The following is a 15,504-nucleotide window of genomic DNA, read 5'->3' as shown; positions in this document are numbered from 1 at the left end:
TGAAGTTTGGGTGCTTTCTAAGTTTAATTTTTCGATGCTTGCATGGCTTTTTCAACTGCAAAATCACGTTGGAAGGAATAAACATCCTCCACATATACTTGATGCCATACCATGAACATTAGGACAGTCCAAATCTTTCTGCTGTTATCTGCCTTGCCCTGGCAATGGTCTTCAAGTAATTGAAGCACATACGATTTATTCATTAAATGCTCTGTGTTGCTTTCGCGGATGATCTTTTTCGCCCATTCATTCATTTCATCTTTCAACCAGTGACGGATCGGTACAGGGAAACCAAGTTTTCTGCGGTCAAGCACATGGGCCGGTACCACTCCTTCAGCTGCCTTACGTAATATATACTTCGTCGTTCCATGAGCTGTTTTCAGGCTCGTAGGGATTTTGGAGGCTACCTCGAACACTGCTTTATCAAGGAATGGCACACGTAGTTCTAATGAATGAGCCATCGTCATTTTATCCGCCTTCAGTAATATATCCCCACGCATCCAGGTATGGATATCAATATACTGCATCCGGTCAACTGGGTCGTAGCCGCGGGATTCGGCGTAAAGCGGCTTCGTAATGTCCGTATAATCTAATCCTTCACGGTAAACATTTAATAGTTCGCGCTTTTCAATTTCCGTAAACATTTTCGCATTACCGATATAGCGTTCTTCCATTGGCGTTACACCACGTTCGATAAAGCTTTTTCCACGCATTCCCTCAGGCATCATACCTGCTATTCCTTTTAAAAGGGCTTTTCCAGCTCTTGGAATTTTATTAAAGACCTCTAATGATTGCGGCTCATGATAAATATTGTATCCGCCAAATAATTCATCCGCACCCTCACCAGAAAGGACAACCGTAACGTGCTTTCTAGCCTCACGTGCAACAAAATAAAGCGGTACACATGCTGGATCGGCAAGCGGGTCATCCATATGCCACATGATTTTTGGAATCTCATTCATGTATTCCTGCGGTGAAATTACATAACTGATATTTTCGACTCCAAGCTTTTCAGCTGTCTCTTTTGCAACGTCTATTTCACTAAATCCGTTATGCTCAAACCCTACTGAGAAGGTCTTAATGGCAGGGTGAAATTCTTTGGCAATCGATGCAATAATCGAAGAATCAATCCCGCCTGAAAGGAACGAACCAACGGGAACATCACTGCGCATATGCATTTTGACAGAGTCAAAAAGAACATCTTTAATTTCCTTAATAAAATCTGGTTCTGACTTTTGCACCGGCTTAAAGTGTGCTTTCCAATATCTTTTGATTTCCATTGGAGAACCGATTTTTTTTGTAAAGAAATGACCAGGCTCTAATTTCTTAATGCCATCAGACATTGTATTCGGTTCTGGAACAAATTGATAGGTCAAGTAATGCTGCAACGAATCATAATTAAGCACATCATTCTCAAGAGCTAACAAAATACTCTTTTTCTCTGATGCAAAAAATGTTCGATCACCATCTTCAAAGTAAAAGAATGGTTTGATACCAAAAGGATCACGTGCCCCATAAAGGGTTTGTTCTTGTTTATCCCAAATAACGAAAGAGAACATTCCGCGCAGTTTTTCAACGGCTTTTTCTTTCAAATGACTATAAAGGGCAATAATAACCTCGGTGTCAGAGCTTGTTGAAAACGTCAAGCCTTCCGATAATAGTTCTTCACGCAGTTCTACATAGTTATAAACTTCACCATTGAAGATAATCCAGTAGCGTTCATTTTCATAGGTTAGTGGTTGATGACCACTCTCAATATCAATGATACTTAAACGGCGGAACCCAAATTGGATATGATCATCATAATAAAAACCATCATCATCCGGTCCACGATGAGTTATAATATCGTTCATATTTTTAAATTGTTGTTTTTGTTCTTCACTATAGTTTTGTGTTTTATCGTGTACACAACCTATAAAGCCACACATTATGTACCTCACCTCATTCTAAATATCCCTTAAAAAGGACGTCTTGTTCAAAAGCGCCAGCACCTTTCGCAAGAGCTAGACTTAAAAAACATACTATCTAATACTACCACTTTTCTTCTAAAAAATGCACTGTGAACAATAGGTAAATTTAATATCCACATTTTTTACTTCTTTTGGCCTGTGTAAACATTTCATTTTATGCACACATCATTTTATTGTACAGGTAATTAGACGGATATAAGAAAAAGGAGTTACATGTAGAATGTAACTCCCCCGCTTTTCTTCTTATATATTTGCTTGTTGACGTAAAGCATCTACTTTGTCTGTTCGTTCCCAAGGGAGGTCTACATCTGTTCGGCCAAAATGACCGTATGCAGCTGTTTGTTGATAAATTGGACGACGAAGGTCTAACATGTTGATGATCCCTGCTGGGCGAAGGTCAAAGTTTTCACTAACAAGATCAACTAAAACCTCTTCGCTAACATTCCCAGTACCAAATGTATCAACCGCAATTGAAACCGGTCGTGCCACACCGATTGCATAGGCAAGTTGGACTTCACACTTATCAGCTAACCCTGCAGCCACAATGTTTTTGGCAACATAACGTGCTGCATATGCTGCGGAACGGTCCACTTTTGTAGGATCCTTACCAGAGAAGGCACCACCGCCATGACGAGCATATCCGCCATACGTATCAACAATAATTTTACGCCCAGTTAAGCCGGCATCCCCTTGTGGGCCGCCAATGACAAATCGTCCTGTTGGGTTAATAAAATATTTTGTATTTTCATCGATTAGCTCTTTTGGTACTACAGGATTGATAACATATTCTTTCAAGTTACGTTGAATTTGTTCTAAAGTTACTTCTGGGTTGTGTTGGGTAGAGATAACAATAGTATCAATGCGTACCGGTTTATCGTTCTCATCATATTCCACAGTTACTTGTGTTTTCCCGTCTGGACGAAGGTAATCAAGAACTTTGTCTTTCCGCACTTCTGTTAATTTACGAGCAAGTTTGTGTGCAAGTGAGATGGGAAGGGGCATAAGTTCTTTCGTTTCATTACAAGCAAAACCAAACATTAACCCTTGATCCCCTGCACCAATTGCTTCAATTTCTTCATCAGACATTTGACCTTCACGTGCTTCTAAAGCCTGATCAACACCCATTGCAATGTCTGGAGACTGTTCATCAATAGAGGTTAAAACAGCACATGTTTCAGAGTCAAAGCCGTATTTTGCACGATCATAGCCAATCCCTTTAATCGTTTCCCGAACAATTTTTGGAATATCCACATAAGTAGAAGTGGTGATTTCCCCTGCTACTAACACTAGGCCTGTTGTTACTGAAGTTTCAGCGGCAACACGAGCATTAGCATCCTTTGCTAAAATAGCATCTAAAATGGAATCAGAAATTTGGTCACAGATTTTATCAGGATGACCTTCAGTAACTGATTCAGAAGTGAACAAACGACGTTTTGTTGACATCTGAATTCCTCCTATATTATGAGATCATCGAGGTTTTTGGAAGGTTACAGGTATTCTTCTAAAACCTCGAGAATTTGATACGGTACTCATTCCCTTAGTATGTAATAAACAAAGGATTTTTATTAGAGACTGTTTTCATAAAAGGACTTATACAAAACAAAAAACCTTACCATAGAGGAAAGGTTGTTTTCGGGCCTTTCGCTCTTATCGTTCAAGGCATTAGCCTTGCGTCAGATTAGCACCTTCGCATTTGAAAAGGACCTTTTAGGTGGTCAATCATTTCATATTGCAGGTTGCTGGGTTTCATTGGGCCTGTCCCTCCACCAGCTCGGGATAAGAGAGTATCCGTTCAAATTAGAATGATATCATACTGGATAACAATGTCAATGGATTTTTTTAGAAATGTCTTTTTCAACAAAATGGGAATAATACGGAATAAGTTAGGATCTTTTTATAAAAATTTTTTATATCTTTAATTAAAGTTTTAAAATATATAAATTCAGTTAAATAGGATACATCAATTCAACTAATGTGTTATACTTTTTATATTATTAACAACTTAAAAAACTAAAAAAAGGTAGGTTTCATTAAATGAATTCTGTTGATACTCGAAATGAATTACTGCAGTTCTTAAAAGAAAGTCATGTTCAAGTGCAGTTATCAGTTCCTCAATTAGTTGAAAAAATCTTAACCCGGAACGAAGGATCCCTGACATCCACAGGTGCAATCAGTGTTGTTACCGGAAAGTATACGGGCCGTTCTCCAGAGGACAAATTCATTGTTTTAGAAGAATCAACAAAAGACAAAATTGAATGGGGCAAGACGAATCAACCGATTTCAGAAGCCGTTTTCACAAACCTGTATCTCAAAGTAATGGATTATTTAAAAGAGAAAAATGAAGTGTTTGTGTTTAAAGGATTTGCGGGTGCCGATAAAAAATCCCGTTTACCCATCCAAGTCATTAATGAATTAGCGTGGCAGAATTTATTTGTCCACCAACTATTTATTCGCCCCGCTGATGAAGAATTACTTGCACACGAAGCTGAATTTACCGTTATTTCTGCTCCTAACTTCAAGGCGAATCCAGCTATTGATGGGACAAAGTCAGAAGCCTTTATAATTATATCATTTGAAAAAAGAATTGTCTTAATCGGAGGAACCGAATACGCAGGCGAAATGAAAAAGTCTATTTTTTCTGTAATGAATTATTTATTGCCTGAAAATAATATTTTTTCAATGCACTGTTCTGCCAATGTCGGTCTCGAAGGCGATGTTGCGTTATTCTTCGGTTTGTCGGGTACAGGAAAAACGACCTTATCAGCTGATCCGAATCGTCGACTAATTGGCGATGATGAGCACGGCTGGTCATCAAACGGGGTTTTTAATATCGAGGGAGGCTGCTATGCCAAATGTATTAATCTTTCTCGTGACAAAGAGCCTCAAATTTTTGACGCAATCCGTTTTGGAACGGTCTTAGAAAATGTAACCTTGAATCAGGAATCCAGAATCCCTGATTATGATGATGGCACATTAACGGAAAATACACGTGCCGCGTATCCGATTCAGGCGATTGATAATATTGTGCAGCCAAGTATTGCTGGTCATCCAAACACCATTATCTTCTTGACGGCTGATGCTTTTGGCGTACTGCCACCAATTTCAAAACTAACGAAGGAACAAGCGATGTATCACTTTTTAAGCGGTTACACTTCCAAATTAGCCGGAACGGAACGGGGAATAACTTCACCACAAGCTACGTTCTCTACCTGCTTCGGTGCACCATTCTTACCGCTGCCAGCAACTCGTTACGCCGATATGTTAGGTGAAAAAATCCTTGAACATAATGCCAATGTCTTTCTTGTCAATACAGGCTGGACCGGCGGTGAATATGGAGTTGGGAACCGAATGAAACTTTCCTACACGCGTGCCATGGTTCAAGCGGCACTTGAAGGAGAACTAAATCACGTTGAAACAACCAAGGATGAAATTTTCGGCTTAAATATTCCACTTCATATTGCCGGTGTACCAGACGAAGTTCTTCAGCCAAGTAAAACATGGTCTGACCCGCAAGCCTATGAAGAGAAAGCGAAGGAATTAGCAGCAAAGTTCCGCGAAAACTTCAAGAAATTCACGAATGTTTCGAATGAAATTGTAGAACAAGGCGGACCAGTTTCTTAAGCGGAAGCTCCCGTTATATGTAAAAGCCCATATCATTTTGATATGGGCTTTATTACTTCCACTGGTACTGATTTATTTAATAACGTAAACCGATACCTGCCGCTTTTTTTAAGTTGGAAATCTCCTTTATACATTGAGATCTTTTTTCCATCAGTGGTAGTGTAATCGGTCTTATCCTTAAAAGTAAAGGTAGAGACTTCAGCATTTTCCAGGTCAAATATCTCTAGTTCAACTTTAGGTGGCAAGTTCCCTCCTGCTATCTCAATCGCTGCATCTTCATAAAACCCTGCAAATAAATCTTCTTGGGAAATCAATAAAGTGGAATTACCCATCTTGATATAGGGCTCTTTTACATAAATCGAAAATTCACCGATCTTTTTATTTCCAGCCATAAATTCAAGATTATATATTCCCGAAAAAGTAAATGGTTGAAAGCTAGTCATTGCGTGGCCATCTGATCCATACATTCCCCCTGAAATCACGGTGGTTGCAAGATGTTCTTTTACTCCTGTTTTGACATGTGTTGCAGTTATGTTTAATGGTTTATTGGCGAAGTCCCTTTGATAGTCTCCCCATAAATAGATCGCAATTTTCGAAACAGTCCTACCATCCTTCGCTATCCAATCAAGCGGAGCAAGCAAACTCACTTTGTTTGGAATTCCGAAATTGCTATCAGGATAGTATGGGGTACCATCTTTATCTATTAAAGCAAAATATTTACCCTGTTTTACAGTTATTGTATCCTTAACCCCTGAATTCCGTGAAACGTCACCTTCGCTCGTGAAAAAAAGGAGTGGGGCTATTATGACCAAGATAAAAAAAGCAACGATCGCCGTGATTCTTTGATAATTAATATTCCTAAGTTCCTTTGGGGACGATACCTCACGAATGGTTTTAAGCATATCGGTTCTTTGACTTGTAGTTAATTCATGCTTAGGAAAATCAGCCATCTTTTCAAGTAGTTCTTTGTCCGTTAACTGACTCAAAATAATCCCCCTCCTTTAAGATCGCATTAAGTTTTTTTACAGCCCGAAAAAATGTTACATTGACTTTATTTTCAGTCCAGCCCAGGACTTGCCCCACTTCCTTGGATGAAAGCTCGGCGATGCCTCTTAATAAAATCACATCATGATAATTGTGTTTCAACTCATTAATTGCTTCATACAAATAGGCATAATCCATTTTCCGGACAACTTTTTCCCCCGTGTCCTGTTCATGAATCTTCGGGGATTCATAATCTAAAATTTGTTTAAGTCTGTTCCAAACTGATTTTTTTCGATAAAAATCAATAGCTGTATTTCTTGCAATCGATATCAGCCATGTTTTCGGGCTCGACTCATTTTTAAAGTGACCTAAGGCTCGCAATGCCCGTAAAAATGTTTCTTGAACCAAATCCTCAACATCCAACGAACCTGTATAATAAACAAGATAATTTGTGACATCATGTTCATATAGGATAAACCATTTCTCGATTTGATGGCTATGTTCCATTTCAATCCCCCTTCCCTAAAACGTTAATCCTAATCAATCTATAAATATGACGTATGTATCAATCGTTCATTACAGTAAATGAATATTTTTTTCATAATAAAAAGCAGGAACAATCGTCCCTGCTTAGTTCGTCGAATTTAATGAAATTAATTGATAGGTGATGGTTGTGCTGTTATTTTGCAGCTCAACTTTTTTGATAACCGCGGTCCCATTTGAATCACTATCGATTGTTTTTCTTACATCGATTGGAATCTCAATTGGATAAAGTCTGTACCCTTCTTTTTCTAACAAGAAGACATTTTCCTCCAAGCGTTTTTCCCTGCCCTTTGTTACAATCATCGTATTTAACTCAAGAGGCATACCCATAACTTTTATCCGCTCCTCTGCTTGTTTTATCTATATATTAACATCTTTTCGGTCGACTTTTCATCCACTTTGATAAATCGGATACAACTTTTCTATTGACCTCAGGCGGAAAGTAATGTGTAAACTCATTGAAATACCAACAATCCACCGGTTTCTCTAATAATCTTAACCTTCTTTCCAGACGATAGGCGTGTTCCACCGAGACATTACTGTCGTTTACACCATGGATAATCAGGACAGGAGCTGTTAGTTTGTCTAATGAATAGAGAGGGGTTCTGGATTGATAGCGATCTGGAAATTTTTGAGGAGTTCCGCCAATCACCCTTTTCATCATCCTGCGCAAATCTTTCCGTTCCATATAGGTAAGCGACATATCACTAACTCCCCCCCAAGTAACAACTGAAGCTGTTTCAGGATACTCAAGAGCGGTCAAAAGTGCCATTACTCCACCCCGGGAGAATCCAAAAATATGTACTCCACGGACTCTTGGCAAAGATTTTAGCAACAAAAAGGCCGCAAACGCATCTTCCCTATCGTCCCCAGCAAAATCCTCATTGCCCTCACCGCCTTGATTACCACGATAATAAGGCGCAAAAACAATGAAACCTTCGGCGGCAAACTGAGCAATTCGTGCGGGTCGAACTTTGCCCACATTTTTGATACCTCCGCGTAAATAAAGGAATCCATCATATACACCTTCCCCAATAGGCTCCGCTAGCATTCCTTTTACCTTTAAACCATGGGAAAGGTAGGTGATCACCCTTAATTCAACGTTTGGATTTGGCGAAGGAAAACGTGTCATTTCAACAATCTTCCCATCATGGTGGTTCATCTGCACATCTTCCCTCTTTTTGTAAAATTTATTATCACTAGGCATTCACACATTTTTCTCCACTTCATACGATATCTTAGGCAATTAGCCCAGATTCTTTTTTGAAATATAAGGAGGCTTGTTTCATGAAAAAAACGTTAAAACTCAGTTTCTCCTTTTTGCTCATCACTATACTCATGTTTTCCCTTGTCGCATGTAATAGCACCACCAAAAATGAAACGAAGAAACTTGAAAAGGTTCGAATCGCCGAAGTGACCAGGTCCATTTTCTATGCCCCGCAGTATGTAGCCATAGCGAAAGGATTTTTCAAAGCTGAAGGGTTAGATGTTACATTGACGACCACACCAGGCGGCGACAAAACCATGACAACACTTATATCAGGCGGAGCTGACGTTGCCCTTGTTGGATCGGAAACTTCGATTTATGTATACGCGCAAGGGGCAAACGACCCTGTTATAAATTTTGCGCAATTAACTCAGACAGATGGTACGTTCTTAGTATCTCGAGACAAAATTGATAATTTCTCATGGGATCTCTTAAAAGGAAAAACCTTTTTAGGTCAACGCAAAGGCGGCATGCCGCAAATGGTCGGTGAGTTTGTATTAAAGAAGCATGGCATTGATCCGCATAAAGATTTGAATTTGATCCAGAACATCGATTTTGCCAATATTGCCAATGCATTTGCCTCAGGAACAGGCGAATTTGTTCAATTATTTGAACCAACGGCAAGTATATTTGAAAAAGAAGGCAAGGGTCATATTGTCGCGTCCTTCGGGAAAGAATCCGGCCATGTTCCATATACAACGTTTATGTCCAAAGAAAGTTATATGAAAGAACATAAGGGAACGATCGAAAAGTTTACAAGGGCTATTTATAAAGCACAACAGTGGGTCGAATCACATAGTGCCGAGGAAATTGCCAAGGCGGTTCAATCCTATTTCCCAGATACAGATTTAGCTATTATGACGACAGTAGTGGATCGCTATAAAAATCAGGGGTCCTTTGCTACAGATCCAATTCTTGACCAAGAGGAATGGATCAATCTTCAAAACATCATGAATGAGGCTGGAGAACTTCCAAAAAAAGTGGATCATCAAACACTAGTTAACACAGAGATTGCTGAAAAGATTATCAAAGAATAAAGAAAAGGGAGGCCGTCCCCATGAGTTTTTTAACCGTCCAAAATATTCATCACACTTATTTTACTAAAGCCTCTGCTACTACGGCCCTCTCCGATATTTCATTAACCGTTGAGGAGGGCGAGTTTGTTTCTCTCCTCGGCCCAAGCGGCTGTGGTAAGACAACTCTGCTTTCCATCATATCTAGCTTGCTTAAACCCACACAAGGTACAGTCTTGTTAGAAAATAAACCTGTAACCACTGCGAAAAACCAAATCGGTTATATGCTTCAACAAGATTATTTGTTCCCTTGGAAAACGATTGAAGAGAATATCTTATTGGGTCTGAAATTATCAAAGCAGTTAAATCATCAAACAAGAACCACGGCCCTTCGCCTGCTTAAACAAATCGGTTTAACCGGAGTGGAAAAACAACTGCCGAGGCAGTTATCAGGGGGGATGCGGCAGCGGGTGGCACTTGTTCGCACCCTTGCCACAGAACCAAAACTGCTCATGCTTGATGAGCCCTTTTCCGCCCTCGATTATCAAACAAAGTTGAAACTTGAAGATTTAGTCTCACAAACATTAGATGAATTTGGAAAAACAGCGATTCTCGTAACTCATGATATCGGCGAAGCTATTGCCATGAGCGACCGTGTCTTTTTGCTGTCACCAAGTCCTGGAAGAATATATAAAACCTTTACAATGCCTGATGAACTAAGGAATCTTTCCCCATTTGAAGCCAGAAATCATGAGGCATTTACAAGTATCTTTCAAACGATATGGAAGGAGTTGGAGTCTCTTGAGCCAGAAAAAGAATAAGTTAGAACTCCTCCATAGAAACTATATTCAATCATTGAAGGTGGAAAAAAGATGGGTTAGATTTTATCAAGCGATTATCTTTATCGTCTTCTTTTCCAGTTGGGAATGGTTTAGTCAAAAACAATGGATTGACCCGCTTCTTTTTAGTTCGCCATCGAAAATCTGGAACTTACTTCTAGAAAAAATTCATGATGGCACCTTAGTAGGCCATATTGGGGTGACTTTGACAGAAACAGTTCTGGGATTTGTTCTTGGTACACTTTTGGGTACAATATTAGCTGCCATCCTTTGGTGGTCCCGCATGATTTCAAAGGTGCTGGATCCCTACCTAGTCATCTTAAATGCAATGCCAAAAGTGGCATTGGGACCCATTTTGATTGTAGCATTAGGCCCAGGATATTCATCGATTATCGCTATGGGTGCGATCATTTCGATAATCATTACCACAATCGTTGTGTATACTTCATTCAAAGAAGTAGATCCAAATTATCTGAAAGTACTCCAAACTTTCGGGGCCACGCGCTGGCAATGTTTCAAGGAAGCGATCCTCCCTGCAAGTTTCCCGACGATTATTTCAACCTTAAAGGTTAATGTCGGATTGTCATGGGTGGGTGTTATTGTTGGAGAATTCCTGGTATCCACACGTGGGCTTGGCTACATGATCATTTACGGCTTCCAAGTATTTAACTTTACCCTCGTTTTTTTATCACTTTTGGTGATCGCCGTATTTGCCACCATTATGTACCAACTCGTTGAATTATTAGAAAGAAAAATTATTAAGGAATAGCAGTTTGTTAACAAATACTTTCTGCTATTCCTTTTCCTTTTGTAATTTTTGAATGAGTTTCACACATTGCTCAACAACCTGATCTTTCATAATAAAGCTGTAATGATCCCCAAATCGTTGCGATAATAGATCTCCTTGAACAACAACGGGACCATTTGTTTCAAAGTAACCAGACGTTTGCTCTAGCCTTTTTACCTTTCCCCAAAAGACGGTTTTCACAAAAGACCTGATTGGGTCAAAAATTTTATACTCCGCTAAAAATTTAAGATCATCTAGAATGGCTCCTGTTTCTTCATATACTTCTCGTCGTGCTGCTTCTTCTAGTGATTCCCCTGACTCCATTTTTCCTCCGGGAAATTCAAGACCCCTTTTTTTATGGTTCGTCAACAGCCATTCGTCCCCCATTTGGCAGATGACTAACACATGTTTTGCTTCCTCTTGGAAGGCATTTTGTATAAAAGACAGTTCAACCTGATTCCCATTTTCATCTAAAAAATGTATCATTTTATATTCCGCCTCAACATTTATTGCTCTTATTATAATCAAAAAAAGAAAAATCCTAAAGTTAGGATTTTTCTTTCAAGGAATTTTGTTTATTTTGGTAAAATATTATCTATATTTTACCCTGGTAAAATATTCATACTTTCAATGTGGCTTTTTGCTTCTTCATCACCAAGTTTGTGCAGCATCCCATACACTTGTTGAATTGTTTTATCATAGGCGTCGTTTTCACGGTCGTAATGATACTCAATATATGGAACATGCGCTCGAAAGAAGTTCTTCCATTCGGTTGAATAATTCTGATCAAACAGCTCTCGGAGTTGAGTAATTTCTTCATCATTTGCTTGAATTTTATAACTCCAAGTTGAACTAGTGGCACTTCGCGAAATTTCTCCGCTCCCTACATCAATATAATAGGTTTTCTTTTGCTCATCCATCATGTCATCCCCTTTTAATCATTAGTAATTTGCAAATAGAAAAAATTTATTCTTTGCCAAATTTCGATTCATTTTTTAGAAATGAATACGTTATAATAAACATACAATCAAAGAAACAGATTTTTCTGTCAATTCACAAAAAGGAAAGATAGAATTATTTTGCCCTAATAAGGGAAAAGATTATAACAAGGAGGTGTGCTAAATGAAATTAGTCGATGAATTGTATGAGATGTACCGAAATAAGTTAACCGGTGATGAAGAGGATATCGACATGCTGGCGTTTGCCTTTTTAGAAGAAATGTCACATGAGGATTTACTTGCTTTAATCCAAGAAATGGATAAGCAAGAATTATACAATTTAATGGGAATTTATTTAATTGAAAGTTTAAAAGGTAAATTTGCCCAAGAAGAGTACGGCCAGCACCGCACGAATACTTATCATCCACGAAATATTCATTGATTATACATAATAGTGTAGCGACGGAAGCTCAAACAGCGGGCTTCCTTTTTTCTTTTCGAAAAAAAAACACCAATTCATGCTACAATAGAGAAAAAGGAGGCCTCCCACACAAATGTATGTAGTAGCCGTTATTTGTATTATTATCGTTATCGTTGTTCTTCTTCTAGCCGTGGGCACCACTTCTAAAGCCTACACATATAAACATACGGTAGATCCAATAGAAAATAATCCATATCTTGACCAAGAGAAGGAAGAGCATGATGAGGACCAAAATAAATCGTAAAAAATTCCTATTCAATTAGAATAGGAATTTTTTTATTATATTGTCTAACTTCAGCTCCTAGCCCCTCGAGGTCATAAGTCAATCCCTTTCGGAAGGGAAAAGACTCCTTCCTGCAGTGCTTGACTTATGCTTGTCGGGGGTGCCCAAAGCGCTTACGCTTTTCTATTTATGCAAAAACCTGTTTTAGATTTTCCTTGCTTTGCTCCAGCCAGAAACGCATTAAGCGTTTGGCACCTTCTAAATCATGCAGCTTCGCTTGGCCGCATTGTCTTTCATTGGCAGCAGGAATTTCAATGATTTCAAGAGCATCTTTCATTGTATCTTCTAAAAGATCAATGATTTCCTCAACAGATGGTTCTCCACTAACTACTAAATAATATCCTGTTTGGCAGCCCATTGGTGATATATCAATAATATCGAAGTGGTCATACTTCTCAGAATGCTTACGAAGATTAAAAGCAAGCAAGTGCTCTAATGTGTGGATGACATCCGGTTTCATCGCTTGTTTATTAGGCTGGCAAAAACGAATATCATATTTATTAACAATGCCGTCACTACCTACTTTGTGAACACCACAATGTCTCACATATGGGGCTTTAACTGCGTTATGATCTAAATCAAAGCTTTCAACAGAAGGCATCAAAATCACTCCTTTTTTTATCTACCCTAATCATACAATAAATTCCGAGTTTTTTCATCTACTTACATATAATTAACATTTTAGACGTTGTTATTAAATTGTGGTATGTTGTAGGTAATTGCACAAAAGGAGTGACACTTATGGTAAAAAAAATCTTCCTTGCTGTTATTCGTTTTTATCAAGTTGCTATCTCACCAATTAAACCACCGACCTGCCGGTTTTATCCAACCTGTTCGCATTATGGGATGGAAGCAATCCAACGGTTCGGTGCCTTGAAAGGCGGCTGGCTTACGCTTAAAAGAATCTCAAAATGCCATCCGTTCCATCCAGGAGGCTTAGATCCTGTCCCAGAAAAGGACAACTGTTAATTCTTATAACCATCGACTACAAGATCCAGTTTACCTGTCTTAGGATCGATGACTAAGCCATGAACAGGGATATCCTTTGACATTAACGGATGGTTTTTAATAATTTCTACACTGTGTACTACACTATCGGTTACATTATCAAACCCATGAAGCCACTTTTTAATATCAATTCCGGAATAGGTAAGCGTATCGAACGTTTCTTCTGATATTCCCCGCTCCTTCATACTTTCTATTACTGGTTCTGCCTTGAGACCGCTCATACCGCAATCATGATGAGCTATTACTAAAACTTCCTGAGCCTTTAATTGATACAGGGCAATTAATATACTTCTCATCACACTTCCAAACGGGTGTGAAACCAGAGCTCCAGCATCTTTAATTATTTTTGCATCCCCATTTCCCAAGTTTAAAGCCTTTGGTAATAATTCCAGCAGTCTTGTATCCATACATGTTAGAATCACCATTCGTTTATTAGGGAATTTAGTTGTTTCATACTTTTCATACTCTCTGTTTTCCACAAAGTTTTCATTAAATGTTAGGATTTCATTTAATAATGTTGAGTTGTTCATAACCATCACCCTTCCTTTGTTTCTATCTAAGCATACCTAATATTTGATTATGAAACAAAATTTTATACTTGCTTTTGAGGAAAATTTTTTGTAAGATACAAATGGTAATCGGAATCGTTCCGTATTATGTAGTTATTATTTTTCAGAATTCCAAAAAAATTTCAATAATAAATCGTAATAAATCCGATTTATAAACATATGAAGGAGTCTCTATGAAAAAAATTATTTGTTTCCTTTCTTTTCTGTTACCATTAAGTCTTCTATTGTCGGCATGTTCAAATGGTAATGAACAAGTACAGAAAAAGAAGGATCAGTTAACCATTTATACCACAGTATTTCCACTTCAATATTTTACTTCACAAATTGGTGGAAAATATGTAAATGTTAAAACCATCTATCCACCTGGGGCAGATGAACATACTTTTGAACCATCCCAAAAGGATATGATGAATCTCGCTGATTCAGACTTATTTTTTTACATCGGGCTTGGGCTTGAAGGGTTTGTAGAAAAATCGAAAGAAACATTAAAAAATGAACATGTAGAGTTGGTGCCAACGGCTGAGGACATTAACCTTCCAAAATCAACGGATGAAGAGGAAGAACATCATGACCACAAGACTGACGTCAATCCACATGTATGGCTTGATCCTATCTATTCAAAGGAAATGGCATCTGTTATTCGTGATTCATTAATTAAACAGTTGCCGCAATACAAAGAACAATTCAATAACAATTTTCAAAAACTTTCCCTTAAACTAGATGAACTTAATAAGAATTATGAGCAGACGATTACACATGCAAAACATAAAAAGATCATCGTAACACATGCAGCGTTCGGTTATTGGGAAAAGCGGTATGGAATTGAACAAATTAGCGTATCAGGCCTATCGACTGCCAATGAACCGACCCAAAAGGAATTAGAGAACATAATCTCCATTGCAGAACAGGAAGGATTACACTACATGCTATTCGAACAAAATGTCCAATCGAAACTTGGAAAAATCGTTCAAAAAGAAATTGGGGCTAGAGCTTTACCAATCCATAATCTAGCTATCTTATCAACAGAAAACATTAAAAACAATGAAACCTATTTTTCATTAATGAATCAAAATCTTGAATCATTAAAAACAGCTTTAAACAACTAAATAAATAACTAATTGAACCAGGCCCATGTCTTGGTTCATTTTTTTGTAAGGATCTGTCTACATCATTACTAAAGGCTATTTTCGCATAGATTGTT

The 15,504-nt window shown here is 38.3% G+C and carries 18 protein-coding genes and 1 riboswitch; of the genes, 8 read left to right on the top strand and 10 right to left on the bottom strand.

Features of this window, described 5'->3' with window-relative positions; all coding sequences use genetic code 11:
* Positions 1–23: 23 nt before the first annotated feature.
* Together asnB and metK are read right to left on the bottom strand one after the other, a co-directional pair.
* On the bottom strand, positions 24–1,928 hold the full coding sequence (asnB, locus tag V7137_RS04465) for an asparagine synthase (glutamine-hydrolyzing) (protein WP_335696940.1): 1,905 nt from the start codon (positions 1,926–1,928) through the stop codon (positions 24–26).
* A gap of 285 nt (positions 1,929–2,213) precedes the next feature.
* Positions 2,214–3,413: a methionine adenosyltransferase gene (metK, locus tag V7137_RS04460; protein ID WP_335696939.1), complete on the bottom strand. Its 1,200-nt coding sequence runs from the start codon at positions 3,411–3,413 to the stop codon at positions 2,214–2,216.
* Between the two features lie 201 nt (positions 3,414–3,614).
* Positions 3,615–3,753: riboswitch (SAM riboswitch) on the bottom strand.
* 251 nt (positions 3,754–4,004) lie between these two features.
* On the opposite strand from metK, the gene pckA reads away from it, so the two are divergent.
* Entirely contained in the window at positions 4,005–5,591 is a 1,587-nt protein-coding gene (pckA, locus tag V7137_RS04455; RefSeq protein WP_335696938.1) for a phosphoenolpyruvate carboxykinase (ATP), read from the top strand.
* A gap of 32 nt (positions 5,592–5,623) precedes the next feature.
* Here the strand turns inward: pckA and V7137_RS04450 are convergent, their stop codons facing one another.
* From V7137_RS04450 to V7137_RS04435, 4 genes are all read right to left on the bottom strand, one after another.
* On the bottom strand, positions 5,624–6,577 hold the full coding sequence (locus tag V7137_RS04450) for a hypothetical protein (protein ID WP_335696937.1): 954 nt from the start codon (positions 6,575–6,577) through the stop codon (positions 5,624–5,626).
* Positions 6,546–7,082, bottom strand: a complete 537-nt coding sequence (locus V7137_RS04445) for an RNA polymerase sigma factor (RefSeq protein ID WP_335696936.1) — start codon at positions 7,080–7,082, stop codon at positions 6,546–6,548. Before V7137_RS04445 ends, V7137_RS04450 begins: the two co-directional genes overlap by 32 nt.
* Before the next feature lie 123 nt (positions 7,083–7,205).
* Entirely contained in the window at positions 7,206–7,448 is a 243-nt protein-coding gene (locus tag V7137_RS04440) for a DUF2584 domain-containing protein (RefSeq protein WP_218349300.1), read from the bottom strand.
* A 37-nt stretch (positions 7,449–7,485) separates the two neighbouring features.
* The gene (locus V7137_RS04435) at positions 7,486–8,280 is read right to left on the bottom strand and encodes an alpha/beta hydrolase family protein (protein WP_335696935.1); all 795 of its coding nucleotides are present in this window, start codon (positions 8,278–8,280) and stop codon (positions 7,486–7,488) included.
* Between the two features lie 176 nt (positions 8,281–8,456).
* On the opposite strand from V7137_RS04435, the gene V7137_RS04430 reads away from it, so the two are divergent.
* From V7137_RS04430 to V7137_RS04420, 3 genes are read left to right on the top strand one after another with little or no spacing between them, the layout of a single operon-like run.
* Positions 8,457–9,422: an ABC transporter substrate-binding protein gene (locus V7137_RS04430; protein WP_420490091.1), complete on the top strand. Its 966-nt coding sequence runs from the start codon at positions 8,457–8,459 to the stop codon at positions 9,420–9,422.
* A gap of 20 nt (positions 9,423–9,442) precedes the next feature.
* Complete coding sequence (locus V7137_RS04425; RefSeq protein WP_335696933.1) at positions 9,443–10,219, top strand: ABC transporter ATP-binding protein; 777 nt, start codon at positions 9,443–9,445, stop codon at positions 10,217–10,219.
* Positions 10,200–11,006, top strand: coding sequence for an ABC transporter permease (locus tag V7137_RS04420; protein WP_335696932.1), 807 nt, complete (start codon positions 10,200–10,202; stop codon positions 11,004–11,006). Before V7137_RS04425 ends, V7137_RS04420 begins: the two co-directional genes overlap by 20 nt.
* 24 nt (positions 11,007–11,030) lie before the next feature.
* Here the strand turns inward: V7137_RS04420 and ytkD are convergent, their stop codons facing one another.
* Positions 11,031–11,510, bottom strand: coding sequence for an RNA deprotection pyrophosphohydrolase (gene ytkD, locus V7137_RS04415; RefSeq protein WP_335696931.1), 480 nt, complete (start codon positions 11,508–11,510; stop codon positions 11,031–11,033).
* A 116-nt stretch (positions 11,511–11,626) separates the two neighbouring features.
* Positions 11,627–11,944, bottom strand: a complete 318-nt coding sequence (locus tag V7137_RS04410; protein WP_335696930.1) for a hydrolase — start codon at positions 11,942–11,944, stop codon at positions 11,627–11,629.
* Between the two features lie 202 nt (positions 11,945–12,146).
* Between V7137_RS04410 and V7137_RS04405 the strand changes: the two genes are divergently transcribed.
* Both V7137_RS04405 and ytzI read left to right on the top strand, forming a co-directional pair.
* Entirely contained in the window at positions 12,147–12,404 is a 258-nt protein-coding gene (locus V7137_RS04405; RefSeq protein ID WP_066258317.1) for a DUF6154 family protein, read from the top strand.
* Between the two features lie 112 nt (positions 12,405–12,516).
* The gene (ytzI, locus tag V7137_RS04400; protein ID WP_335696929.1) at positions 12,517–12,687 is read left to right on the top strand and encodes a YtzI protein; all 171 of its coding nucleotides are present in this window, start codon (positions 12,517–12,519) and stop codon (positions 12,685–12,687) included.
* Between the two features lie 166 nt (positions 12,688–12,853).
* On the opposite strand, the gene V7137_RS04395 is transcribed toward ytzI, so the two are convergent.
* Complete coding sequence (locus V7137_RS04395; RefSeq protein ID WP_335696928.1) at positions 12,854–13,327, bottom strand: S-ribosylhomocysteine lyase; 474 nt, start codon at positions 13,325–13,327, stop codon at positions 12,854–12,856.
* Positions 13,328–13,467: 140 nt separating this feature from the next.
* On the opposite strand from V7137_RS04395, the gene yidD reads away from it, so the two are divergent.
* Entirely contained in the window at positions 13,468–13,695 is a 228-nt protein-coding gene (yidD, locus tag V7137_RS04390; RefSeq protein WP_335696927.1) for a membrane protein insertion efficiency factor YidD, read from the top strand.
* On the opposite strand, the gene V7137_RS04385 is transcribed toward yidD, so the two are convergent.
* Positions 13,692–14,264, bottom strand: coding sequence for a beta-class carbonic anhydrase (locus tag V7137_RS04385; RefSeq protein ID WP_335696926.1), 573 nt, complete (start codon positions 14,262–14,264; stop codon positions 13,692–13,694). The genes yidD and V7137_RS04385 overlap by 4 nt on opposite strands.
* A gap of 212 nt (positions 14,265–14,476) precedes the next feature.
* Between V7137_RS04385 and V7137_RS04380 the strand changes: the two genes are divergently transcribed.
* Positions 14,477–15,409 (top strand): metal ABC transporter solute-binding protein, Zn/Mn family, encoded by a 933-nt coding sequence (locus tag V7137_RS04380; protein WP_335696925.1) that lies wholly within the window; start codon positions 14,477–14,479, stop codon positions 15,407–15,409.
* Positions 15,410–15,504: the final 95 nt, after the last annotated feature.

This window comes from Neobacillus drentensis (assembly GCF_036962765.1).
GTDB classification, from domain to species: Bacteria; Bacillota; Bacilli; order Bacillales; family Cytobacillaceae; genus Neobacillus; species Neobacillus drentensis_C.
This window is presented reverse-complemented; position numbering and strand designations above follow the sequence as displayed.